Annotated in this window: 22 protein-coding genes; 14 read left to right on the top strand and 8 right to left on the bottom strand. The window is 66.2% G+C overall.

Translation table 11 applies throughout. The annotated features are described in order from the left end of the window. The 3 genes from AAHG09_RS27640 to AAHG09_RS27630 form a co-directional block, all read left to right on the top strand. On the top strand, window positions 1-1,556 hold a 1,556-nt coding region (locus AAHG09_RS27640; RefSeq protein ID WP_342110848.1), incomplete at its 5' end, for an ATP-binding protein. A gap of 170 nt (window positions 1,557-1,726) precedes the next feature. Beyond that, window positions 1,727-2,491, top strand: coding sequence for a Crp/Fnr family transcriptional regulator (locus AAHG09_RS27635; RefSeq protein WP_342110846.1), 765 nt, complete (start codon window positions 1,727-1,729; stop codon window positions 2,489-2,491). A gap of 2 nt (window positions 2,492-2,493) precedes the next feature. Then, window positions 2,494-2,766 (top strand): hypothetical protein, encoded by a 273-nt coding sequence (locus tag AAHG09_RS27630; RefSeq protein WP_342110844.1) that lies wholly within the window; start codon window positions 2,494-2,496, stop codon window positions 2,764-2,766. A gap of 217 nt (window positions 2,767-2,983) precedes the next feature. Here the strand turns inward: AAHG09_RS27630 and AAHG09_RS27625 are convergent, their stop codons facing one another. From AAHG09_RS27625 to AAHG09_RS27595, 7 genes are all read right to left on the bottom strand, one after another. After that, window positions 2,984-3,223: a hypothetical protein gene (locus AAHG09_RS27625; RefSeq protein WP_342110842.1), complete on the bottom strand. Its 240-nt coding sequence runs from the start codon at window positions 3,221-3,223 to the stop codon at window positions 2,984-2,986. 250 nt (window positions 3,224-3,473) lie between these two features. Continuing rightward, the gene (locus tag AAHG09_RS27620) at window positions 3,474-3,896 is read right to left on the bottom strand and encodes an SRPBCC family protein (protein WP_342110841.1); all 423 of its coding nucleotides are present in this window, start codon (window positions 3,894-3,896) and stop codon (window positions 3,474-3,476) included. Between the two features lie 9 nt (window positions 3,897-3,905). Then, window positions 3,906-4,919 (bottom strand): aldo/keto reductase, encoded by a 1,014-nt coding sequence (locus AAHG09_RS27615; protein ID WP_342110839.1) that lies wholly within the window; start codon window positions 4,917-4,919, stop codon window positions 3,906-3,908. A 188-nt stretch (window positions 4,920-5,107) separates the two neighbouring features. Beyond that, window positions 5,108-5,986, bottom strand: a complete 879-nt coding sequence (locus AAHG09_RS27610) for an AraC family transcriptional regulator (RefSeq protein WP_342110837.1) — start codon at window positions 5,984-5,986, stop codon at window positions 5,108-5,110. Between the two features lie 358 nt (window positions 5,987-6,344). Next, window positions 6,345-6,956, bottom strand: a complete 612-nt coding sequence (locus AAHG09_RS27605) for a DUF892 family protein (protein WP_342110835.1) — start codon at window positions 6,954-6,956, stop codon at window positions 6,345-6,347. A 459-nt stretch (window positions 6,957-7,415) separates the two neighbouring features. Continuing rightward, window positions 7,416-7,985, bottom strand: coding sequence for a type 1 glutamine amidotransferase domain-containing protein (locus tag AAHG09_RS27600; protein WP_342110833.1), 570 nt, complete (start codon window positions 7,983-7,985; stop codon window positions 7,416-7,418). A 37-nt stretch (window positions 7,986-8,022) separates the two neighbouring features. Further along, the gene (locus AAHG09_RS27595) at window positions 8,023-9,105 is read right to left on the bottom strand and encodes a catalase family protein (RefSeq protein WP_342110830.1); all 1,083 of its coding nucleotides are present in this window, start codon (window positions 9,103-9,105) and stop codon (window positions 8,023-8,025) included. Between the two features lie 255 nt (window positions 9,106-9,360). On the opposite strand from AAHG09_RS27595, the gene AAHG09_RS27590 reads away from it, so the two are divergent. Beyond that, window positions 9,361-10,425, top strand: coding sequence for a catalase family protein (locus tag AAHG09_RS27590; protein WP_342110828.1), 1,065 nt, complete (start codon window positions 9,361-9,363; stop codon window positions 10,423-10,425). An 843-nt stretch (window positions 10,426-11,268) separates the two neighbouring features. On the opposite strand, the gene AAHG09_RS27585 is transcribed toward AAHG09_RS27590, so the two are convergent. Further along, the gene (locus AAHG09_RS27585; RefSeq protein ID WP_342110826.1) at window positions 11,269-12,027 is read right to left on the bottom strand and encodes a S1 family peptidase; all 759 of its coding nucleotides are present in this window, start codon (window positions 12,025-12,027) and stop codon (window positions 11,269-11,271) included. 399 nt (window positions 12,028-12,426) lie between these two features. Between AAHG09_RS27585 and AAHG09_RS27580 the strand changes: the two genes are divergently transcribed. From AAHG09_RS27580 to AAHG09_RS27535, 10 genes are all read left to right on the top strand, one after another. Continuing rightward, complete coding sequence (locus AAHG09_RS27580; protein ID WP_342110824.1) at window positions 12,427-14,316, top strand: methanol/ethanol family PQQ-dependent dehydrogenase; 1,890 nt, start codon at window positions 12,427-12,429, stop codon at window positions 14,314-14,316. A gap of 125 nt (window positions 14,317-14,441) precedes the next feature. Next, window positions 14,442-15,344, top strand: a complete 903-nt coding sequence (gene moxJ, locus AAHG09_RS27575; RefSeq protein ID WP_342110852.1) for a methanol oxidation system protein MoxJ — start codon at window positions 14,442-14,444, stop codon at window positions 15,342-15,344. A gap of 49 nt (window positions 15,345-15,393) precedes the next feature. Beyond that, on the top strand, window positions 15,394-15,993 hold the full coding sequence (gene moxG / locus AAHG09_RS27570) for a cytochrome c(L), periplasmic (RefSeq protein WP_342110822.1): 600 nt from the start codon (window positions 15,394-15,396) through the stop codon (window positions 15,991-15,993). Between the two features lie 79 nt (window positions 15,994-16,072). Next, entirely contained in the window at window positions 16,073-16,363 is a 291-nt protein-coding gene (locus tag AAHG09_RS27565) for a methanol dehydrogenase [cytochrome c] subunit (protein WP_342110820.1), read from the top strand. A 69-nt stretch (window positions 16,364-16,432) separates the two neighbouring features. Then, window positions 16,433-17,464, top strand: coding sequence for an AAA family ATPase (locus AAHG09_RS27560; protein WP_342110817.1), 1,032 nt, complete (start codon window positions 16,433-16,435; stop codon window positions 17,462-17,464). After that, window positions 17,461-18,318, top strand: coding sequence for a DUF58 domain-containing protein (locus tag AAHG09_RS27555; protein ID WP_342110815.1), 858 nt, complete (start codon window positions 17,461-17,463; stop codon window positions 18,316-18,318). The genes AAHG09_RS27560 and AAHG09_RS27555 overlap by 4 nt, the downstream gene beginning before the upstream one ends. 2 nt (window positions 18,319-18,320) lie before the next feature. Next, a complete protein-coding gene (locus AAHG09_RS27550; protein WP_342110813.1) occupies window positions 18,321-19,226 on the top strand; it encodes a nonribosomal peptide synthetase MxaA in 906 nt (301 codons plus the stop codon). Window position 19,227: 1 nt separating this feature from the next. Beyond that, entirely contained in the window at window positions 19,228-20,304 is a 1,077-nt protein-coding gene (locus AAHG09_RS27545; RefSeq protein ID WP_342110810.1) for a vWA domain-containing protein, read from the top strand. Beyond that, window positions 20,301-20,897 (top strand): MxaK protein, encoded by a 597-nt coding sequence (locus tag AAHG09_RS27540; protein WP_342110809.1) that lies wholly within the window; start codon window positions 20,301-20,303, stop codon window positions 20,895-20,897. The genes AAHG09_RS27545 and AAHG09_RS27540 overlap by 4 nt, the downstream gene beginning before the upstream one ends. After that, a complete protein-coding gene (locus AAHG09_RS27535) occupies window positions 20,894-21,898 on the top strand; it encodes a vWA domain-containing protein (protein WP_342110806.1) in 1,005 nt (334 codons plus the stop codon). The genes AAHG09_RS27540 and AAHG09_RS27535 overlap by 4 nt, the downstream gene beginning before the upstream one ends.

Genomic DNA, 21,898 nt, shown 5'->3' with positions numbered 1-21,898 from the left:
AGGCGGACCTGTACGCGTTGAACGAGACGCTCGAACGACAAATCGTTCAGCGCAGCGCCGACCTGGACCGGGTCTGGCGCAACGCCCAGGATCTGCAGGTCGTCCTCGACGCGGACGGCGTGTTCCGCGCCGTCAGTCCATCCGCCACGCGACTGCTCGGATGGGCGCCCGAGGAGATGGTCGGCCGCAGCCTGTTCGCGTTCACCGACCCGGACGGCCATGCCGCCTCACGCGCGGCGCTGCGTCAAGCCGTGCAGGAGCCGCTACCGCTGTACCGCAACCGCTACCAGCACAAGGACGGCAGTCACCGCTGGATCGCCTGGATCACGACCCCCGAGGACGGCCTGATCTACTGCTACGGGCGTGACGTCACCCTGGAGACCGAGCAGGCGCACGATCTGCTGCAGGCCGAGGATGCCCTGCGACAATCGCAGAAGTTGGAGGCCATCGGTCAGCTCACGGGCGGTGTCGCGCACGACTTCAACAACCTGCTCACCGTGATCAAGTCCTCGACCGACCTGCTCAAGCGGCCTAACCTCCCCGAGGAACGCCGCGTCCGCTACGTCGAGGCGATCTCCAATACGGTCGACCGCGCCGCGCGGCTCACCGCCCAGCTGCTCGCCTTCGCACGCCGGCAGGCGCTCAAACCCGAGGTGTTCGCCGCCTGCGACGGGGTGCGGGCGATCACGGAGATGGTCGGGACGCTGACCGGCGCCCGGATCAGGCTCGTGACCGAGTTGCCCGAGCAGAGCTGCTACATCGACGCCGATCCAAGCCAGTTCGACACGGCGCTGGTCAACATGGCGGTCAACGCCCGCGACGCGATGGCGGGCGAGGGGGCGATCACGATCCGCGTCGCGCCGGTCGAGGCGATCCCCGCGGTGCGCACCCATCCGGCCGTGACTGGCCCCTACGTGGCGGTCTCGCTCAGCGACACCGGCAGCGGCATCCCGCCGGAGCGCCTGAACCACATCTTCGAGCCGTTCTTCACGACCAAGGAAGTCGGCAAGGGCACCGGCCTCGGCCTGTCGCAGGTGTTCGGGTTCACCAAGCAGTCGGGCGGCGAGGTGACGGTCGAGAGCGAGGTCGGTAAGGGCACGACGTTCACGCTGTACTTACCGCGCGTGTCCGGCGCGTCGCGCAAGCCGGCCGATGCCGTGTTGCCCGATATCCTGATCGTGGGACACGACACGCGTGTGCTGGTGGTCGAAGACAACGCGGACGTGGGCAGCTTCTCGGTGCAGGCGCTGATCGAGTTGGGCTACCTGCCGATCCTCGCCGCCAACGCGGGAGAGGCGCTGGCGGCGCTTGCGAAAGACGCCGACGGCTTCGATGTGGTGTTCACCGACGTGGTGATGCCCGGGATGAACGGCGTCGATCTCGCCAAGGAGATCCGCCGCCTGCATCCCGGCCTGCCGGTGATCCTGACCTCGGGTTACAGCCACGTTCTGGCGCAGGAGGGGACCCACGGCTTTCCGCTGCTGCACAAGCCGTACTCGGTGGAGCAGCTCTCGCAGACGCTGAACGTCGCCGCCCGAAGCCGGCGCGGGAAATAGACCCAGCCCCCAGCCAACCGACCTAGCCCAGGAACAGCCCTTTCCGGCTACACGTTCGCATCAAAAAATCGGTTATCGACTTACCGGTAGTCCAGATTGACATCCTATGACGGGGTTTTTTGCCCCGTGTCTCTCATAGGCTGCAGATCAAGCTATGATGTTCTGGTCCGATGCGAGATGCGCTGACCCGCAAGCTTGAGAGCTTCGAGGAGCTGAGCGACGCCGACCGCGCCGCGCTGCGGGCGCTCGTTCCTCGGTTGCGGCAGGTCCCGGCGCGGACGGATCTGATCCAGGAAGGTGACGTCCCCAGCCACGTGCATCTCATCCTCGACGGCTACGCCTGTCGCTACAAGGTCCTGCCGGACGGCCAGCGCCAGATCATGGCCTTCTTCGTGCCGGGCGACTTCTGCGACCTGAACGTGTTCATCCTCGACCAAATGGACCACAGCATCGGCACGATCTCGCCTTGTAAAACGGTCGAGATCCCCCGGCACGCCATCGAGGAGATCACGGCGCACCACCCGCAGGTAACGCGGGCCCTGATGTGGTGCGCTCTTGTAGACGAGGCCGTGCTGCGGGAGTGGTTAGTTAACATCGGCAGCCGGCAGGCCGACCAGCGGATTGCGCACCTGTTCTGCGAGCTGTTGCTGCGCCTGGAGGCGGTGGGGCGGGTCACCGACAACAGCTACGCGTTCCCGTTCACCCAGACCGATGTCGCCGACACGATGGGCCTGTCGGACGTGCAGGTCAGCCGCACGCTGCGAGAACTGCGCGGGCTCAACCTCATCACGCTGAAGCACCGGATCCTGACGATCCTGGACGTTGAACGGCTCAGGGCGTACTGTGGGTTCAATCCCAACTACCTCCACCTCAGGAACGCGCGTTGGAGTGGCCGCCGGCAGGTGCCGTGGCTCAGTAGCGTCCGAGGAGAGTAGCGGTGGCGGACCGGGGCAACGTCGAGAGCCTGGTCGTGCTGCAGTCCATCGCCGTCGACACGGGGAGCCCGGATCGGGTCGGCATGCTCGTGATCGCCAACGGGTTGCTCGTGGCCGTGCTGGTGCGCCTCGATGCGCCCGAGCACGAGCGACGCGGGTCTTGGTATATGGAGGTCAGGCTCGGGCGGCTCGCGAAGGTACGCCCGCCTGTATTCGAAACCCTGGAAGACGCTACGCGGTGGGTGCGAAAGCGGTTCAGAGAGAACGCAAGCTGAGGGCTGTAAGCCAAAGTCGGCTTTACGAACTTAATACCCAAAAGCAGACGGGCGGGAATCCACCCTTCTCGGACGTTCACCCGTTCCCTTCGCCGCGGCCGATGCTGGCCGAAAGCGGAACGGCCGCTTCCGAGCGCGGCGCTGATAAAAGCGGACGGCCTCCTATCGACCCACCGCAGTCGTTCACGGCAGCATCCGCGCTTCTCGAAAGCGGCCGTTAGTCGACCTTCTCAGGGAGCGGCGGCCAGCGATGTGAAAGGGCGGTGCCGCGAGCAAATTCGAAGGAGAACACGAACTCACGTAGGACGCCGGGCTCGTCAATCTCCTTCGCGAGCTTGATCTTGAGCGACTTCATCGCCGGCAGCAGCGTGTCTGGTGGAAACACCTTGTAGGCCCCATCCTGACGCGCGAGCCGCTCCTCGCCCTTCGCGAAGTCCTGAACGAGGTAGAAATCCACCGTGATCGGTGCCGGCCTGTCCTGGGGCTTATCCATTGCCTTTTCTTGCAGCCGACCGCCACGTCCGCAACAGGACGTGAGAGGTCCTCGTGGCTACGCATCGGCCTTCGGAAGCGGACAGACCGCAAACCACCCTGAACAGCCGTCCCGCTACCGACCCAACGTGGTCGTTCATGCACAGCCGCGCCTTCCCTGAAAGCGGACGCAAGTTCCGCCGCCACTATGACAGTGATGCGGTGGCCTCAGCCGTTCAGCCCTTGTCGGCGTAGTGCTGCCTCAGGGCGGCGAGACCATCCTCGTAGATGCCCTGAAAAAGCTTCGAGATTTCCGCGTCGCTGACCCCGACCGGCTGGAATTCGCCGGACCAGTCAACGCGCGACCGCTGCCCGTCGCCAGTCTCTCGGACTCGTAAAGTTGAGAGGTAACCCTGTTGCGGAAAGGGGGACTGTAGGATGTGGTAGCTGTAGCTCCGTCCGGTCTCATCGAAAGCCATCAGCCGCTCGACGATGAGGCCACCGTCGGGGTTCGCTAGGTGCCGAACGCGACCGCCCTCGTGCAACTCAGACTTGGGGATGTAAGGCAGCCAGTCGGGCAGGGAGCCGAACCCGCCGATGAGCCGCCATACCTCGGAGGCTGGAGCTGGGATCTCGACGCTTGCCGATGCCGTCGCCATGGCCGCCCCCTACTGACCGGACGGGAGGGGCGCGTCAGGCGCCACGACTCCGCTTTGGCGCAGGTCGCGCCAGAAATCCCCGGGCACCTCGAAGCTGATGGCGGCATGGTCCTCAGCGATCCGCTCCGGCCGGCTCGCCCCGGGGATGACCGCCGCGGAGGCGGGGTGGGCGAGCGAGAAGTGGAGTACCGCAGCCTTGATCGGCACGCCGTGCCTTCCGCACAGCCCCTTGATGGTCTCGACCTTAGCGGCGATCTCCGGCGGCACCGAGCCGTACTCGAAGTGCTTGCCGCCCGCGAGCACGCCTGAGCTGTACGGGCCGCCGATGACGATCTCGACCCTCTTCTCGACCGCAGTGGGCATAAGGCGCTCAAGCGCCCTCCCGTGGTCGAGGACCGTGTATCGGCCCGCGAGCAGGGTGCCGTTCGGGTGCACCTCGTCGAGCGAGAGCAGGAGCTCCACCGGCTCGACGTTGTTTACCCCGAGCCCCCAGGCCTCGATCACGCCCTCGTCGCGCAGGCGGTCGAGGGCGGGAAAGGCTCCGGTGCGCGCCTGCTCGAACAGCCCGATCCACTTGTCGCCGTGGAAATCCTTGGCGATGTCGTGGACCCACACGAAGTCGAGCCGGTCGACGCCCATGCGCTTCAGGCTGTCCTCGATGGACCGCTTCGCGCCGTCAGCCGTGTAGTCGTAGATGACCTTGTTCGGGCGCCCGTACTTGAAGATCTCGCCCTTCTCGCCCTGGTCGCGCGCGCCTGTCTCGACCTCGTCGAGGATGATGCGCCCCACCTTGGTGCTGAGGCGGTACGCGTCGCGCGGGTACTTCGACAGGGCCTTGCCGAGCCTGATCTCAGACAGGCCACTCCCGTAGAACGGGGCGGTATCGAAGTAGCGCGTTCCGGCCTGCCACGCCGCGTCGACCGTAGCTTCCGCCTCGTCGTCGGGAATGTCGCGGAACATGTTGCCGAGCGGTGCAGCGCCGAAGCCGAGCGGGCCGGCGAGCAGGGCGTCCCTGATGGTCATGGCTCCTCCGAGCGTGGGGAAGTCAGCGCGACATCGGGGCCATTGTCTGCAAGCCGGTCGCCGCAGACCGTGCCGCCAAGCCCCGCATGACGGCGTACATTTCCGCGGCACCGACGTATCGGCCGTTCTTGCGGTCCTACCGGCCGTTCTTGCGGTGTTTGGGTCGAACGATGAGGGGATGTGCCGCTTCAGCGGCGGAACATGGCCCGGTACTGCCCAGGTGTCATGCCGGTGCTTCTCCGGAACACCCTGGTGAAGTTGTCCTGGGAGCCGAAGCCCTGCTCTACGGCCACCTCATGAAGCGTGGCCCGGTCGAGCGCCAACGCCTCTCGGGCGGCGCGGACCCGTCGCTCCGTCACGTAGCGGTGCGGGGCCAGGCCGGTCGCCTCCCGGAATAGGCGCGCGAAGTGGAAGGGGCTGAGGCAGGCTTCGGCGGCGAGGCGTTCGAGCGGTATGGGTTCGGCGTAGTGGGCATCGATGTAGTCGGTCACTCGCCTGAGCCGTCGCTCGTCGAGCTTCCGGGCCGCGGTGGACGGCTTCCAGCGGTCGACCGTGTAGTTGGCGATTAGGTGGGCTGCCAGCGCGGTCGTCAGACCGTCGACGAACAGCCGGTCCGTCGGCAACTGCGGTCTGACCAGCATGCCCTCGAACGCCCGTGCGAAGGTGACGAGGAGCGGATCGGCCAAGCCACCGACGAAGGCGAGCTCGATCAAGGAGGCGTCAATGCCGTAGTCCGCCAGGGCACTGTGCTCGATGAGGGCCGGCGGCAGGCACACGTGCAGGCACGAGATCGCCTCCGAGAGCTCAGCCTTCTCCATGAAGCCGACCGGTCCGGTCCAGGCCGTTCCGGCCCCGGCAAGGCATTTCTCGTCCCGGCCGTCACCGCTCCGTCGTACGACCGCGCGGCCCTCCAGCATCACGATGAGCTCGTTGCAGGGGTAAGCTTGCCTCGGGTGCGAGCCGGCGCCGTTGATACGGCGTTCGACGACTAGGCGGGCCCGATGGTCGACCCGACCGAGCACCTGGCATGTACCTCGCCGCTGGTCCCCCATCGTCTCGAACGACATCAAGGCACCTCGGGTAGTAGCGCTGGCGCATCAAAGCCGCGCACAGTCTTCCAGGCAGATCCTGATCCATCGCAAGCCGTTACGGCAAGGGTGCGCGCGATCAGTTCGGCGATGCGGGAGGACCTGGCGCCGCTGGGGAGGCAGGGTGCGCAATGTCTACCCGAGCGTCACGGTGGCGTGAGAAATTGTCGTGAGAAGGTCCGCTTCAATACATTTGCCGCTCGGCAGCGGACGGGCAGGAAACCACCCGTAGCCGCCATTCGGCTTCCGACCCAACCTGGCCATTCGAGATATATTGGCCCGTCCCCTGAAGCAGACGGCAGCTGGCCCCACATAAGAGCCATGCTGCGTCCGCCCTTCAGCGTCGCTTGGATCGCCCTGCTTCCGAGAGCGCGACCGCAACCAAGATACCGCCAAGCGCTAGCCCAACCGTAAGGCGGGGGTGCATGTACGCCGTGGTGGCGAGCGCGGTTTCGTCCGGATAGCGGGTCGAGGTGCGGCGTGCCAGTAGATGATTGTAGAGCTGTGTGAAGGCCTGATCGATCGCTCGGGTCTCGACAAGCGTACGATCTAAAAGCTTGGCGGCTTTGGTATGTCCGAGCGCGTGTGCAGCACTACGGAGTGTCCCATACCGGGCGATGTAGAAATGTGCCGCAACTTGACCATACTCAATGTTGATGAGGTCGCGGTCGGCGGCATTCCTGTGCTTGGTTATTTCTGCTTCGTTGAGATCGCAGATGCCCTGCATGGCCGGATCTTGTTTGGGATCGGGCCTGATGCTGATTAATTCAAATACTTCGTCCAACCGCTTCTGCTGGACGATGTTCTGCTTAGATCCCGCCTCGAGCATCTGCTTGAGCTTTGGCAGCGTCGACGTCTTGTAGTTGCGTGCCGCCTGTGCCGCCCCCTGCCGATGCGCTTCGTGGAGCAGATGTAACCCGTCCCCGAAAAGTCGCCGGTTCCCTGACATCGTTTCACGCCTCGTGTTCGCCGTTCTTGGCTCAATGTCTGTTTGACAGACCTGACCACGCGAGCCGTTCGGTTGATGCGAGCGACCACGACGGCCAACGCGTCGGGCGAACGCCGGGTCCAACTCGGGATCCCTTCGGCTCTGCGAGCGATAGTCCGGGCTGGTGGAGTTCACTCACGGTCGACCTTTCCAACGATCTGGAACGGTTGTGAATAGCTCTGGCTGCGAGGTCCGTTTTGCCGCAGGATCTGCCCCGCAGCGGACCCTCATCAATCCACCCCAAGCCGCCGATCCGGTGTCGACCCAACCCAGCCGTCGTTGTGAGGAAGCAGAGCTCCATAAAGCAGCCGTCCGGTGCGTGCATCAGCACCGAACGGCTGCTGGTCTGGGAAAGCGGTGTTCGGTCGACTGGCGTCGAGCGCCGGGGCTCGCCGATGCCGAAGCTGACGTCAGACGGCTTCAAGCGCTGCGGGCTTGGTCCGGATGACGCCCTTCCGCAAACTCCTCGACTATCTTGGCGCAGAACGCCGGCAGGTCCTTCGGGTTGCGGCTGGTGACGAGGCCCTTGTCGACCACCACCTCCGCGTCGACCCATTCCCCGCCCGCGTTGCGGATGTCGGTCTTCACGGTCGGGAACGACGTCAGCTTGCGCCCTTTCACGACGTCGGCCTCCACCAGCGTCCAGGGCCCGTGGCAGATGACGCCAACCGGCTTGGCCTGCTGGAAGAAGTCCCGGACGAAGCCGACCACAGCCTCGCTGCCCCGGAGCTTGTCGGCTCCCACGCTACCGCCGGGGATGACGAGGCCGTCAAAGTCTGAGGCGGACAAGCCGTCGATGACCTTGTCGACCGGATATTTTCCAGCCGGGTCGAGGTCGTTGTTGACCGTCTCGGCCTCGCCCGCCTCAAGCCCGACCACCGTTACCGTCGCGCCGGCCGCGAGCAGTGCGTCGCGGGGCTTTGTGAACTCCGGCTCCTCCGTTCCCCTGGGGGCGATCAGGATCGCGATGGTCTTGCCCTGAAGAGACATGGGTCGTTCTTTCTGCGTGATGTGGGCAGGGGTTGGCTCAAGCCGGGATGCTCTCCGGCGAGGCGGTGTTCTCGGCGGTCACACCGTTCTCCCGGTGGCGGAAGTCGCTCAGCGCTCGGTAGACCTGGAGCCGCGCCCGCATCACCGAACCGAGCGGCTGGTGTGCCGCGAGGCTGTGCGCGGGGCGGAAGGTCATCACCTCGTCGAAGTAGCGAACCCGCCCGGGGGAGTAGGCATCCTGCCGGGGCAGGCGGAGCGTCGCCACCGTGCGGTACGGACTGATTGCGACCGGCCAATCGACCGAGGCATCCTCGATGGGTTGCCGCTCGGCATCGGCCCAGAGCTGCGCCTTTAGATCGTAGACCACCGTGTTGTCGCGGAAGAAGGCCGCAGCCGCGTGGCGGAAACCGTCCTCGTCACTGTGCGGGTCGAGCTGCCATTCAGCGAGGTTCCGTTGCGCGGGCGAAGCCGGCACCGCCCCGAGCTTGGCGACGTAATCGCCGAACCGCATCGGGGCCTGACTGAAGTAGCTGTCGGCGAGCGGGTGGCTGTAGGGATGGCCGAGGAAATCGGCCATGGCGCTCTCGGTGCCGAACGCGTGCAGCACTCGGTTGAGGTTGCGAGCCGTGGCCGCGACGGCACTCTTCACGCCCTCCGGAAGGCCCGTCGATTTCCCGACGACCGTGCCGTCGCGCAGGAAGCCCGCCGCGGTGCCCGACGGGAAGGTCGTGCCCGTGGCGAGCACGAAGTCCTGAGTGTCGACGTCGTGCCCGGGGAGCTTCTCGCCCGGCACTCCGAAGACCTTGATCGACATCCCGCGGTGGGTCGACACCCGGTCGCCCAGGATCTCCCCGGGCCCTTGCGCGAAGCGCACGGCCACCTCGTACGTACCCGGCCTAGCGAACAGGCCCTGCGCGAGTTCCGGGGGCTGGTTCTCCGGAACGATCAACTCCCCGACGACGCAGGCCGAGCTCTTGGCGTGGCTCGCGCGCACCGCGCGGTGCTCACGCTTCTCCACGACCTGCGACTGCTGGGTCATCCCCTGGATGATGCCGTCGATGGACTTCTGCTCGTCCGGGGCGGGCGTCTCGATATCGGGAGCGTAGCGAAGGAATGTCATCGGCGTATCCTCGACGTGTCGTCCGCCTGCGGGGTGATTTCACGAAGGCTGGGATCGGGACGCGGGGTCGGAAGGCCGCCGGATCGCGGCCGCGCCCTGGCAAATAGAAAGACCGCACCGCCGACAAGCCGCGCCGGCCCCCTGCCGTTCCCCACCTCGTTCATGGGCGATTGAATGCCGCACAACCCGGAACGTCGTCGGGTGAGCGGGTGTTCTGTCCTGGCCGCCAGCGGGAGACAGACCTTGCGATCACCGGTGCGATACACTCCCGACGTCGAGGCGGTGCTGCCGGACGAAGGACAGACCATCGAGCAGCTCAACCAGACCTTCGATAAGATCCTGAACCGGGTCGCGGAGGATTCTGGGCACGCCGTGCGCTCGGTTCACGCCAAGTCCCACGGCATCCTCGAAGGGGTGCTCACCATTGATGCTGGCCTTCCGCCGGAACTGGCCCAAGGCCTGTTCGCCACTCCCGGCCAGCACAAGGTCTACATGCGGTTGTCGACCAACGCCGGCGACATCCTCCCCGATGCGGTCTCCCTGCCCCGAGGCCTCGCCCTCAAGGTGCTGGACGTCGAGGGCGAGCGCCTGCCGGATGCGGAGGGGACGACCCAGAACTTCATCATGGTGAACGGCAAGGTGTTCCAGGCGCCGAACGCCGAGAAGTTTTTGGGCAGCCTCAAGCTGCTGGCCGGCACCACGGACCGCGCCGAGGGGCTGAAGGTCGCCGCCTCTACGGTCCTGCGCGGCGTCAACAAGGCTCTGCATGCGGTGGGCATCGACAGCCCCACCATCGGCTCTCTGGGCGGTGCGCCCAATGTCGACCCGCTCGGCGAGACCTACTACAGCCTGACCCCGTTCCGGTACGGCGATTACATCGCCAAGTTCTCGCTGGCCCCCGTCGCGCCGGCTCTCACCGCCCTGACCGGCACCGAGATCGATGCCTCCGGCCGCCCGAACGCCATCCGCGAAACCGTTCAATCCGAGATGACCGGCATCGCCGGCGAGTGGGAATTCCGCGTGCAACTCTGCCGTGACCTCGAACGGCAGCCGGTCGAGGACCCGACGGTGGAGTGGAAGGAGGACGAGGCACCGTTCCAGCGGGTCGGGATTGTCTGGGTTCAACCGCAAGACAGTTGGGATCCTGCACGGGTCCAGGCCGTGGACGAGGAGATGCGGTTCAGCGTGTGGACCGGCCTTGCGGCGCACCGGCCTCTCGGCAACATCAACCGCGCCCGCAACGCCCCCTATCGGCATTCGGCCGAGTTCCGTGAGCGGTTCAACCGCTGCCCGATCCACGAGCCATGTGCGGTGCGCTGAAGCGACATCCTGAAGATGCAACGCTGCAGATCTTAGCTCGGGCGCAACGGCGATGTCTGCTTCATCGCTAATCCGCTCGAAAGCGGTCGGACAGGAAACCACCCGACGCAGTCATTCAAAGGCAAACGCCTGCGTGACGGGGGCTGGCCGTAAGCAGAATGGCCGCTTCGAAGCAGTTCTCCTAGAAAAGCGGACGGCCTCCTAACGACCCAGACTGGCCATGCGGACCGTCGTTGGCATTTCCCGATAGCCGATCTTCTTCGACCATGTGGCACTATTGGCTCAGAGTGGCGTCTTCCCTGTCCTACTTCTACCGGAGGTGCACAGCACGAGCCGACGCTGAAATGCCATACCTCAAGCTAGCCGGCTTCTGGCAGTGCGCCGTCTGTTGATTCTGGCCTGTCGCTTTGTGTTGCGGTAGCAGCCCTTGGGCGGGGAGTAGGATGCTGACGCAATCCATCATTGGGATGTCACGGCGGCGCTGGCAAGCGGAGCGGCCGTTCGAAGGGCACACGAAAGAAAGCCTTCGACGCAAGCTTCAGAGCCCAGCCGTGCGCGATGACGTAAAAGAGCGAGTGCGCCAGGAGCTGGCCCGGCGCGAGCGGGATCCGATCTCTGACTAAAGCCTCACCGTGTGAGGCGGCGTATGGCCGCCGTGGAGCTTACCAGTCTGACGATAAATTGTTCGATCTTCCGTCTTCTAAGAATAATTCGAATTATTCTAGAATAAAATTCCAATATCGACCCTTTGTTTTCATTAAAAAACGCGGGTGTTGTTTTTGTCTCATGACATAGATAGTGCACCATATCTTTGAATACGATATGATGCCATACATGCTTGCCCTAAATGCCTGCCGCTTTACGCAAAGTCGCAAGCAATTGCCCTTCGATCAATAAAGCCGAGCCGTAGTGAAATTCGGGATCGAAAGCGCGCTTGGCGTTCATGACCGATGAGGCACTCTGCATAGCGACAAGGTGACCGGCTTCGTCAAACAGTCCTGATCCGGAACCCCCGTAACCATCATTACAATCGTGTCGAACGCGACGGATCCCGTCTTCGCTAGGCGGATCGATCCTTCGAATCGTACAATGCTCCAGGCTCGTCGCACCGCGGTAGTTTTCGTGGCCGGCAGGCGAAACCATGGTGATGGGCATCGATACTTCACCGATGGGCAGCCTTTGAGGTTCTGGTAGAGGTTGAGGGGCGGCATCAGCAGGCTGCGTCAATCGCAAGATCGCCCAGTCATCTGTGATATGAAGATTTTGCGCGTTTGTTGCAGTCCCGAGCACGAGGCTACTGGGCACGAAATCATAGTTGCGCCCGGCAATCTGGAAGTAACAATCCGAGATCGAACGGGTGACGCCCAATTTACGGTCCCGGAAATTGTGGGCGTTCAGCATAACGATCGATCGATCGGCGATCAGCCAAGCTGCGGCAGCCTTCTGCGGAACACCGTCTGCGCGGTGACACCACAGCATGCCAGCGCCCTTATACTGTTCAAAATCCGAGCTCGTCAGTTCGCGCCGCTCATCGCGTGGGTACAAGGCGGCAAGATGAACGGGCTCAGCGGCGGCAGGGTCGAGCGCCAACAACACGAACATCAGCGCCCTCGTCTGTCTCAGAGTTCTGCGCTGTCCAAGCCGCAACCGAGTCAGTTTCATTCCGACCTCCAAGCCGCCACGGCACGCCTCGCCTTGAGGCAGACAATCCTCACCGACAAATGCCGGCGGTCAAGCGCGTAGCATGCGTCCAATCGCTCCGTAATAAGTTTGCCAAATTATCCCGATCGAAAGTATCGAAATTCCTAGAGACACGTAACGAAGTGTTTGATAGGACTCGAATGCGTCAACGGATGTAATAAGTCTCTCATAAGAAAGTGTTTTTCTTCATTTTACGGAAAAACATACGTCCGGCGCGGTAGCGGGAACGCTATTGCGCACCGCAATAATTACAACAGCCGCGAAGCCGGAAGGCGCGACGGCTTGGCGAGGAGATGCATAATGAGGACGAGAAGGCTTACGCGTTCGGTCTCGACCCTGGCGATCCTGGCGATGGCGCCCGTCGCCATGGCCAGCATGGCGACCGCTAACGACAAGCTCGTTGAGCAGTCGAAGAGCGATGAGAACTGGGTGATGCCCGGTAAGAACTACGACTCGAACAACTACAGCGATCTGACCCAGATCAATAAGAGCAACGTCAAGCAGCTCAAGCCGGCCTGGACGTTCTCGACCGGCCTGCTCAACGGCCACGAGGGTGCGCCGCTCGTCGTCGACGGCAAGATGTACATCCACACCTCGTTCCCGAACAACACCTTCGCGCTCGGGCTCGACGATCCGGGCCACATCCTTTGGCAGGACAAGCCGAAGCAGAACCCGGCCGCCCGCTCGGTCGCCTGCTGCGACCTCGTCAACCGCGGCCTGGCCTACTGGCCGGGCGACGGCAAGACCGGTCCGCTGATCCTGAAGACCCAGCTCGACGGCAACGTCGTGGCGCTGAACGCCCAGACCGGCGAGACGGTCTGGAAGGTCGAGAACTCCGACATCAAGGTCGGATCGACGCTGACGATCGCCCCCTATGTGGTCAAGGACAAGGTGATCATCGGCTCGTCCGGCGCCGAGCTCGGCGTGCGCGGTTATCTGACCGCCTACGACGTGAAGACCGGCGCGCAGGTCTGGCGTGCCTACGCCACCGGTCCCGACCAGGATCTGCTGCTCGCCAAGGACTTCAACATCCACAACGCGCATTACGGCCAGAAGGGCCTCGGCACCTCGACCTGGGAGGGCGACGCCTGGAAGATCGGCGGCGGCACCAACTGGGGCTGGTATGCCTACGATCCCGGCACGAACCTGATCTACTTCGGCACCGGCAACCCGGCGCCGTGGAACGAGACCATGCGTCCCGGCGACAACAAGTGGACCATGACGATCTTCGGCCGCGACGCCGATACGGGTGAAGCCAAGTTCGGCTACCAGAAGACCCCGCACGATGAGTGGGACTACGCCGGCGTCAACGTGATGATGCTGTCCGAGCAGAAGGACAAGGACGGGAAGATGAGGAAGCTCCTCACCCACCCGGACCGCAACGGCATCGTCTACACCCTCGATCGGACGGACGGGACGCTAGTCTCGGCCAACAAGATCGACGACACCGTCAACGTGTTCAAGTCGGTCGACCTGAAGTCCGGCACCCCGGTCCGCGATCCGGAATACGGCACCCGGATGGACCACCTCGCCAAGGACATCTGCCCCTCGGCGATGGGCTACCACAACCAGGGCCACGATTCGTACGATCCGAAGCGTGAAGCCTTCTTCATGGGCATCAACCACATCTGCATGGATTGGGAGCCCTTCATGCTGCCCTACCGGGCGGGTCAGTTCTTCGTCGGCGCGACGCTGAACATGTATCCCGGCCCGAAGGGTGACCGGCAGAACTACGAGGGACTTGGCCAGATCAAGAGCTACAACGCGATCACGGGCAAGTTCAACTGGGAGAAGATGGAGCGCTTCGCGGTCTGGGGCGGCACCACCGCCACCGCCGGCAACATCGTCCTCTACGGGACGCTGGATGGCTTCATCAAGGCGCGAGACTCCGACAACGGCGACCTCCTCTGGAAGTTCAAGCTGCCGTCGGGCGCCATCGGCTACCCGATCACCTACACCCACAAGGGCACGCAGTACGTCGCCATCTACTACGGCGTCGGCGGCTGGCCGGGCGTGGGTCTGGTATTCGACCTGCAGGACCCGACCGCCGGCCTCGGCGCGGTGGGCGCCTTCAAGAAGCTCGCCAACTACACCCAGATGGGCGGCGGCGTGATGGTGTTCTCGCTCGACGGTAAGGGCCCGTACGACGACCCGAACGTCGGCGAGTACCAGCAGGCTGCTGCGAAGTAAGGACGCTCCGGGGTCTGCCGGCTCGTGGGCCGGCAGACCCCACCCTCGAACGAGGTTCCGTCCGGACCACGCCATGGTCCGGCACCGCGGCACCCGAACAAGAATCAGATCAGGGAATGAAACCGATGCCGCTGATCGGCCGATCGATCCTGCGTGCGGCGACCTGCGCCGCAGCCCTCGCCCTCGCCACCGTCCCGGGGATCGCCCAGGAATCGGAGGCCCAGGCCATCCAGTCGGATCAGGGCAAAGCCCCCGCCGCCCCGCCGGCAGACCCCGCGTCCCTGCGCATCTGCGCCTCCGCCAAGCAGCCGCCGCTCTCTATGCGCGACGGTTCCGGGCTGGAGAACCGGATCGCCACCGCCGTAGCAGACGCAATGGGCAAGAAGCCGGTCTTCGTCTGGCTCGACAAGCCGGCGATCTACCTCGTGCGGGACGGTCTGGAGAAGAAGATCTGCGACGTCGTCGTCGGCCTCGACAGCGACGATCCGCGGGTGCTGACCACCAAGCCGTATTATCGCAGCGGCTACGTCTTCATCACGCGCGCCGACAAGGATCTCGACGTGAAGTCGTGGTCCGACCCGCGGCTGAAGAGCGTCGACCACATGGTGGTGCCGTTCGGCTCCCCGGGCGAGGCGATGCTCAAAGATATCGGCCGCTACGAGGAGGACATGGCCTACCTCTACTCGCTGGTGAACTTCCGATCGCCGCGCAACCAGTACACGCAGATCGACCCGGCCCGGATCGTCAGCGAGGTCGCCAACGACAAGGCCGACGTCGGTGTTGCCTTCGCCCCGGACGTGGCGCGCTACGTCCAGGCCTCGACCGTGCCCCTGCGCATCACCCTCGTGCCCAACGACACGGTGAGCAGCGACGGACGTCCCATGCCTCAAATGTTCGACCAGGCGATGGGCGTGCGCAAGGACGACCCGGCTCTGAAGGGCGCCCTCGACGCGGCCATCACCAAGGCGAAGCCGGAGATCGCGGCGATCCTCAAGCAGGACGGCGTGCCCGTCGCGGCGACGAACTAGCCGCCTTCGCCTGCACGCCCCCCGTCATCATCAGAGTCTCGGACCACGCATGTCCTACTACAAGCCGTATTTTCCAGTCCTGATCGGTCTGTGTCTCGCGACCGTATCGGTCGGCGGGGTCGTCCTGGCTCAACCGCAAGCGGGGGCTCAGACCGGCATCCAGTTCCACAACACGATCACCGGCGAGGTGATGGACACGAACGAGGGCAAGCCCGGCGGGCGCGATACCAAGGCCGTCCAGACCTTCTTCCAGACCGGCAAGAACATCTACATCGACGACAAGTCCTGCCTGCGCAACGGCGAGAGCCTGTTTCTGACCTCGTGCTCGGGCTGCCACGGCCATCTCGCCGAGGGCAAGGTCGGGCCCGGCCTCAATGACAATTACTGGACCTACCCGGCCAACACCGAAGACGTCGGCCTGTTCTCCACCCTGTGGGGCGGTGCCAACGGCATGATGGGCCCGCACAACGAGGATCTCAATCCGGACGAGATGCTGCAGGTCATCGCTTGGATCCGGCATCTCTATACGGGCCCGGTGAAGGACGCGGCTTGGCTCACGGACGAGCAGAAGAAGACCTACACGCCCTTCAAGGAGGGCGAGACCTTCGCCAAGGACGCCCCCGGCCAGTGCAAGCCACTGGCGGAATGAGCGTTCGCGCGATGCTGCGCCCGTTCGGGACGCGGTCGAACGGCCTGACTGGCCACTTTGGGAGAGAAGGAGCCTGACGATGCGGATGATGATCACGGCGGCGGTTCTGGCCGCGGGGACGATCCTGGCGGTGCCGGCCCTCGCCTATGACGGGCAGACCTGCAAAGCGCCCGGCAACTGCTGGGAGCCCAAGCCCGGTTTCCCCGAGAAGGTCGCCGGATCCAAGTACGATCCGAAGCACGACCCCAAGGAAGTCAGCAAGCAGGCCGAGTCCATCAAGCAGATGGAGGAGCGCAACAAGCAGCGCATCGCCAACGCGGAGAAGACGGGCAAGTTCGAGTACGACGTCAGCAAGATTTCGTCGAAGTAACCAGTTCGCGGGCACGGATCGTCGTCACAGCGCGATCCGTGCCAGACCAGACAGCGTCGAGTGGCCGCCATGAACAACCCTCGCTCCGGCGACGCGATGCTGATCGATTGGCGGGCCGCGGCAACCCGGTTCGAAGCCGAGGTCGCCAAGGCCGTGATCGGCCAGGACCGGGCGATCCGCCTCGTGACCATCGCGATCTTCGCCCGCGGACACGTCATGCTCGAAGGCGATGTCGGCGTCGGTAAGACCACCCTGCTGCGTGCGGTCGCCCGGGCGCTGGGCGGCGCCTACGAGCGCGTCGAGGGGACGGTGGACCTGATGCCGACCGACCTCATCTATCACACCTACCTCGCCGAGGACGGCCGGCCCCGAATCGAGCCCGGGCCCGTGCTGCGCCGGGCGGAGGACCTGTCGGTCTTCTTCTTCAACGAGATCAACCGCGCCCGGCCGCAGGTTCACGCGCTGCTCCTGCGGATCATGGCCGAGCGGACGGTCAGCGCCTTCAATCGCGAATACCGGTTCCCGAACCTCCAAGTGTTCGCCGACCGCAACCGCGTCGAGCGCGAGGAAACCTTCGAGCTGCCGGCCGCCGCCCGAGACCGGTTCCTGATGGAGATCGGCCTGGAGGCCCCCCGCGACGCGGCGGCCCGGCGCGCCCTGGTGTTCGACCCACGCTTCCACGACACCGATCGCCTCATCGAGAGCGTGGCCGAAGGTGTCCTCGACCACGCGGGCATCGGCGGCATCAGCGCCGCGATCCAGCACGCAATCCAGGCCGCGCCCGAGATCGAAGCCTATGTGGTCGCACTCTGGGAAGCCCTGGTGCGGCCGGCCGAGGCCGGCATCCGCTTGCCCGACATCGACATGGACGGGCTCGTGCAGGGCGGTGCCTCCCCCCGCGGCGTCGCCTTCCTGGTGCGGGCCGCCCGGGTCCGCGCCTGGCTGGAGGGCCGGGACTGGCTGGTGCCCGAGGACGTGCGGGCGGTCTTCCCCGAGGTGATGGCGCACCGGGTGTTCCTCGAACCGATCTACGAGATCCGCCGGGCCGAGATCGTGCCGGCCCTGTGCCGGGCGGTGTTCGAGACGGTGCCAGCTCCATGAGCGGCCGGCCGACCGCCGAAATTCTCTACCTGCCGCGCTGGCGGCCGCGGGGCAGCCGCGTCGGCGCCCATCGCGGGCGGGATGCCGGCGGGCTGGGCACCTACCGCGATCAGGTCCCGTTCCTGAGCCTGCCGGATGCCCGCCGGATCGACATGCGCGCGACCTTGCGCGACCCGTTCGAGGGGGTGCATGTCCGGCGCTTCGAGGCCCGCACCGCGGTCGAGGTCTGGGCGCTCGTCGATCTCTCGGCCTCGATGCGGTTTCAGGGTGCGGCCGACCGGATGGCGCTGGCCCGCGATCTCTGTGTGGGATTGGCCGGTTCAGCGACGCGGATCGGCGACGGTTTCGGCTTGATCGGCTGTGACGAGGCGATCCGGCGGGATCTCTATCTGCCGGCCACCCGGCGTCGCGGTCCCGCGCTTTCGATGGCCGACCGTCTGGGGGCGGTCGAAGGTGTGACGACCAGTGCCGCGGGGATGTTGGACGCTGCGCATCAGCTGGCCGGCCGGCCGAAGCTCGTGTTCGTCATCTCCGATTTCCGCTGGCCGGAGACGCTCATCGGCCGGGTCTTCGCATCCCTGGCCCTGCACGACACCGTGCCGGTGCTTCTCGCCGACAGTGCCGAGGACGAGGGTCTGCCGGACTGGGGGCTGGCCGAACTCGAAGACCTGGAGGGCGCCGGCCGGCGCCTCGTATTCCTGCGGCCGAGCCTCCGGCGGCGCTGGATCGACCAGGAGCGCGAGCGCCGTGAACGGCTCAGGGCCGCCGCGGTGACGGCCGGGGTGCGTGCCCCGTTCGTCCTCTACGACCGCTTCGATGCGGACGCCCTCAGCCGTCACCTGCTGTCGAGGTGACGATGCGCATCGCGTCAATCGCCCTCATCGCCCTGCTCCTCGCGGCCCTTCACCCGGGGGCTGCGATCGCGCAAATCCGCGACGTCGAGGTGCGCGTTCCGCGGGCGTTCGGCTACTTCCTCGGCGATGTCCTGCACACCCAGGTCGATATCGCCGTCGATCCGGGGTTCAGTCTCCAGAAGGCCTCGCTGCCGCAGCCGGGCCCGGTGACATACTGGCTCGACCTGCGTGCCACCGCCGTGGACGAGGTACCGGGCCGGATCCGCCTGCGCCTGACCTACCAGACCTTCTACGCGGCCCTCGACACACGTCAGGTCGTCGTGCCGGGCTTCTCGGTCGTGCTGGAGAACCAGAGTGCGGGCGGCACGACGTCGGCCAAAGCCGAGATTCCAGGCTGGTCGCTCGGCATGTCGTCGCTGCGCGAGATCCAGCCCCCCCAGCGCGACGATCCAGCCGATTACCTGCGCCCGGACGGGCGCGGCGGGCGGCTCGACTCCACGCCGCTCCTGGTAGCGGCCCTCGTCAGCCTCGGCCTCGCCGTCCTGTCCCTGGCTGCGCTGGCCTACGACCGGGCATGGTTTGGCAGTCGGCGCAAGCGGCCGTTCACGCGGGCCGCCCGGGCGCTGAGTCGCCTCGGACGAGATGGCGACGGCTATCGCGAGGCCCTGCGTCTCGTCCATCGCGGTCTCGACGAGACCGACGCGCGCCGCGTGCTGGCCGACGACCTGCCCGCGTTCCTCGCCCGGCATCCGGCGTTCCAGGGGGAGGCAGCCGCGCTGGCCCGCTTCTTCGCCGCCTCGCGCCGGGCGTTTTTCGGCCGGGATCCAGCCGCTGCACAGGCCGCATGCCCCCGGTCCGAGATTGAGGCGAGCCTACGCCGTCTGGCGGCGGTCGAGCGAGCGGCTTGAGATGGGCGCGATCTCCTCTCTTCTCGCTTGGCTCACCGGCTTTGGCTCTGCCTCGCCGCGGGTTCTGTGGCTGCTGCCGCTCGCGCTGATCCCGTTGGCAACTTCCGGCCGGCACCGGGCCGCGATCCCGGCCGTCTCCGCCGTCCCAATGGATCCGGTCTCCGGTTGGATCCGCCGTGCTCTGACGACGGCGGGTATCCTGGCGCTCGGCGGCCTCGTCCTGGCGCTCGCCGGTCCGTATCGGGCGGGCGAGCGGATCACCCGGATCGGCATCGGCGCGCAGGTCTCGATGCTGATCGACCGCTCGGGAAGCATGAACGAGACCTTCGCCGGCCGTCAGCCCTCGGGCGTGGAGGAGTCGAAGGCGGCCGCCTCCCGGCGCCTGCTGGCGGGCTTCGTCGGCGCACGCAGCCACGACCTGTTCGCCGTCACGGCGTTCTCGACTGCCCCGATGCTGGTGATGCCGATGACCGATCGGCACGAAGCGGTGCGGGCCGCCATCGCGGCGATCGACCGGCCGGGCCTCGACTACACCAACGTCGCCCGCGGCCTCGCGCTGGCGCTGTCGCAGTTCGGGCCGGAGGGCAGCGGCTCCCGGGTGCTGCTGTTCATCTCGGACGGCGCCGCCGTGATCGACCCCCGGGTGCAGGACCAGCTCCGTGCCACCTTCACGAAGTTGCGGCCGAACCTGTACTGGCTGTTCCTGCGCACGAAGGGCGCCCCATCGATCTACGATCGACCGGCCGGGGAGGACACACCCCAGGCCGCGCCCGAGCGCCACCTCGATCTGTTCTTCAAGAGCCTCGGCGTGCCCTACCGCGCCTTCGAGGCCGAGGGGCCACAGGCGGTCGCCGACGCGATCGCGCAGATCGAGGCGCTGGAGCGCGATCCGATCCCGTATACCGAGATACGCCCCCGCCACGACCTGACGTGGGTCGCTTATGCGGTGGCGGGTCTGGGCCTCGTGCTCCTCGTTCTGGCGGCCCTCGCCGAGGCGGACCTGTCCCGGCGGCCGGCTCCGGCACGACCGATGTCCGGCGCGACACCGAGGCCCGCGGCCATGAGGAGGGCCGCATGAGAACGCCCCGGCCTCGTCCCTCGACCGCACGCCGCGGCTGGGCCCCCGTGCGGCCGAAGCTGCTCCTCGCGCTGCCGATCCTGTTTGCGCTGGCCGCCGCCGGCTTCGGCGTCGCAGCGTGGCGGGCGGAGCGGGCGAACGCCGTGATCGCCGCCCTGGAGGCCGGCAAGGATTTGGAGGTCGGTCCGGATGCGACGGCCCAGGTCCTCCTAGGGCGCGTCCGGTTCCTGGCCAAGCGCGACCGGCTGGGAGAGACCGAGCCCCTGGTGGCGGCCCTCGACCGGGCCAACGCACCCGAAACCGCCGCGCGCGCGCGCTATCTCGTCGCCAACGCGCGGGTGCGCGACGCCTTCACGCTCATCACGCGCAGCGAACTCGACAAGGCCGGCCCGCAGGTCACGCTCGCCCGCCAGGATTACCGCCGCGCCCTGCACGACCAGCCGGAGTTCTGGGACGCAAAGTTCAACCTCGACGTCGCCTCGCGCCTGATCCGGGATTACCCGGAATTCGAGCGCAAGGAAGGCGAGGAGATGCAGGCCGATCCCAAGAAGATCTGGACCGACATCCCTGGCCAGCCGCAGGGGGGCCCATGATGGCTCTGCTGCCCCTGGCGCACAACCTGCGCGGGCGTCGCTTCCAGGCGCTGGCGCTGGCCCTCGGCCTCGTCCTCCTGGCGCTCGTCGTGCCGCCGGTGCCGGTGACGCGCACGGGCGTCGCGGTGCTTGCCGTCGTGGATATCACCGGCTCGATGAACACCCGCGACTACACGATCGACGGGCATCCCGAGAGCCGGCTCGAAACCGTCAAGCTGGCGCTCCGCCGTCTCGTGGCCGACGTGCCCTGCGGCTCGCGGATGGCGCTCGGCCTGTTCACCGAGCGCCGCCCGTTCCTCCTGTTCACGCCGGTGGAGGTCTGCGCCGACTTTACGCCGCTGGACGGGGAGCTGGCGGCGCTGGACTGGCGCATGGCCTGGGAGGGCGACAGCCGCATCGCCGCCGGCCTCGACCGAGCCATCGCGATGGCGGCCGACTTAGGGGTCGACCTGCTGTTCGTCACGGACGGGCAGGAGACGCCGCCGCTCCCCGCCGGGCGCACACCGGCCTTCGACGCCAAGCCCGGCGCGGTGCGCGGCCTGATCGTCGGCGCAGGCGGATACGGGCTCTCGCCGATCCCGAAATTCGATGACCGCGGGCGCGAGCGCGGCTTCTACACCGAGACCGACGTCCAGCAGGAGAATCGCTTCGGGCCGCCGCCGGAGGATGCGGAGATGCGGGAAGGCTACGAGCCGCGCAACGCCCCCTTCGGCGCAACGGCCGCGCATGGCACCGAGCACTTCTCGTCGGTGCGCGAGACCTACCTGAAGAGCCTCGCGTCGGCCACCGGCCTCGCCTACGCGCATCTCGACGGACCCGATGGTCTGGCGACGCCGCTCGTCGCGGCGGCGACGCCCCGGCCCCTGCCCGGACGGATCGATCCCCGGCCGTTCCTCGGCGCTGCGGCGCTGCTCCTCGTGCTGGGCGTGCTGCTCGCCGCACCGCTGTCCGCACGCGGCAATCCCGTCCGCCTTCCCGTCTCGCGTCCCCGGAACACCTGA

This window comes from Methylobacterium guangdongense, assembly GCF_038442355.1.
Lineage (GTDB): Bacteria > Pseudomonadota > Alphaproteobacteria > Rhizobiales > Beijerinckiaceae > Methylobacterium > Methylobacterium guangdongense.
This window is presented reverse-complemented; position numbering and strand designations above follow the sequence as displayed.

Excerpts from the sequence above, each read along its gene's own strand:
- AAHG09_RS27635 (WP_342110846.1), top strand. The coding sequence starts at position 1,727 with ATGCGAGATGCGCTGACCCGCAAGCTTGAGAGCTTCGAGGAGCTGAGC.
- AAHG09_RS27620 (WP_342110841.1), bottom strand. The coding sequence starts at position 3,896 with ATGGCGACGGCATCGGCAAGCGTCGAGATCCCAGCTCCAGCCTCCGAG.
- AAHG09_RS27615 (WP_342110839.1), bottom strand. The coding sequence starts at position 4,919 with ATGACCATCAGGGACGCCCTGCTCGCCGGCCCGCTCGGCTTCGGCGCT.
- AAHG09_RS27610 (WP_342110837.1), bottom strand. The coding sequence starts at position 5,986 with ATGTCGTTCGAGACGATGGGGGACCAGCGGCGAGGTACATGCCAGGTG.
- AAHG09_RS27605 (WP_342110835.1), bottom strand. The coding sequence starts at position 6,956 with ATGTCAGGGAACCGGCGACTTTTCGGGGACGGGTTACATCTGCTCCAC.
- AAHG09_RS27600 (WP_342110833.1), bottom strand. The coding sequence starts at position 7,985 with ATGTCTCTTCAGGGCAAGACCATCGCGATCCTGATCGCCCCCAGGGGA.
- AAHG09_RS27595 (WP_342110830.1), bottom strand. The coding sequence starts at position 9,105 with ATGACATTCCTTCGCTACGCTCCCGATATCGAGACGCCCGCCCCGGAC.
- AAHG09_RS27585 (WP_342110826.1), bottom strand. The coding sequence starts at position 12,027 with ATGTTCGTGTTGTTGGCGCTCGACCCTGCCGCCGCTGAGCCCGTTCAT.
- AAHG09_RS27580 (WP_342110824.1), top strand. The coding sequence starts at position 12,427 with ATGAGGACGAGAAGGCTTACGCGTTCGGTCTCGACCCTGGCGATCCTG.
- moxJ (WP_342110852.1), top strand. The coding sequence starts at position 14,442 with ATGCCGCTGATCGGCCGATCGATCCTGCGTGCGGCGACCTGCGCCGCA.
- moxG (WP_342110822.1), top strand. The coding sequence starts at position 15,394 with ATGTCCTACTACAAGCCGTATTTTCCAGTCCTGATCGGTCTGTGTCTC.
- AAHG09_RS27565 (WP_342110820.1), top strand. The coding sequence starts at position 16,073 with ATGCGGATGATGATCACGGCGGCGGTTCTGGCCGCGGGGACGATCCTG.
- AAHG09_RS27560 (WP_342110817.1), top strand. The coding sequence starts at position 16,433 with ATGAACAACCCTCGCTCCGGCGACGCGATGCTGATCGATTGGCGGGCC.
- AAHG09_RS27555 (WP_342110815.1), top strand. The coding sequence starts at position 17,461 with ATGAGCGGCCGGCCGACCGCCGAAATTCTCTACCTGCCGCGCTGGCGG.
- AAHG09_RS27550 (WP_342110813.1), top strand. The coding sequence starts at position 18,321 with ATGCGCATCGCGTCAATCGCCCTCATCGCCCTGCTCCTCGCGGCCCTT.
- AAHG09_RS27545 (WP_342110810.1), top strand. The coding sequence starts at position 19,228 with ATGGGCGCGATCTCCTCTCTTCTCGCTTGGCTCACCGGCTTTGGCTCT.
- AAHG09_RS27540 (WP_342110809.1), top strand. The coding sequence starts at position 20,301 with ATGAGAACGCCCCGGCCTCGTCCCTCGACCGCACGCCGCGGCTGGGCC.
- AAHG09_RS27535 (WP_342110806.1), top strand. The coding sequence starts at position 20,894 with ATGATGGCTCTGCTGCCCCTGGCGCACAACCTGCGCGGGCGTCGCTTC.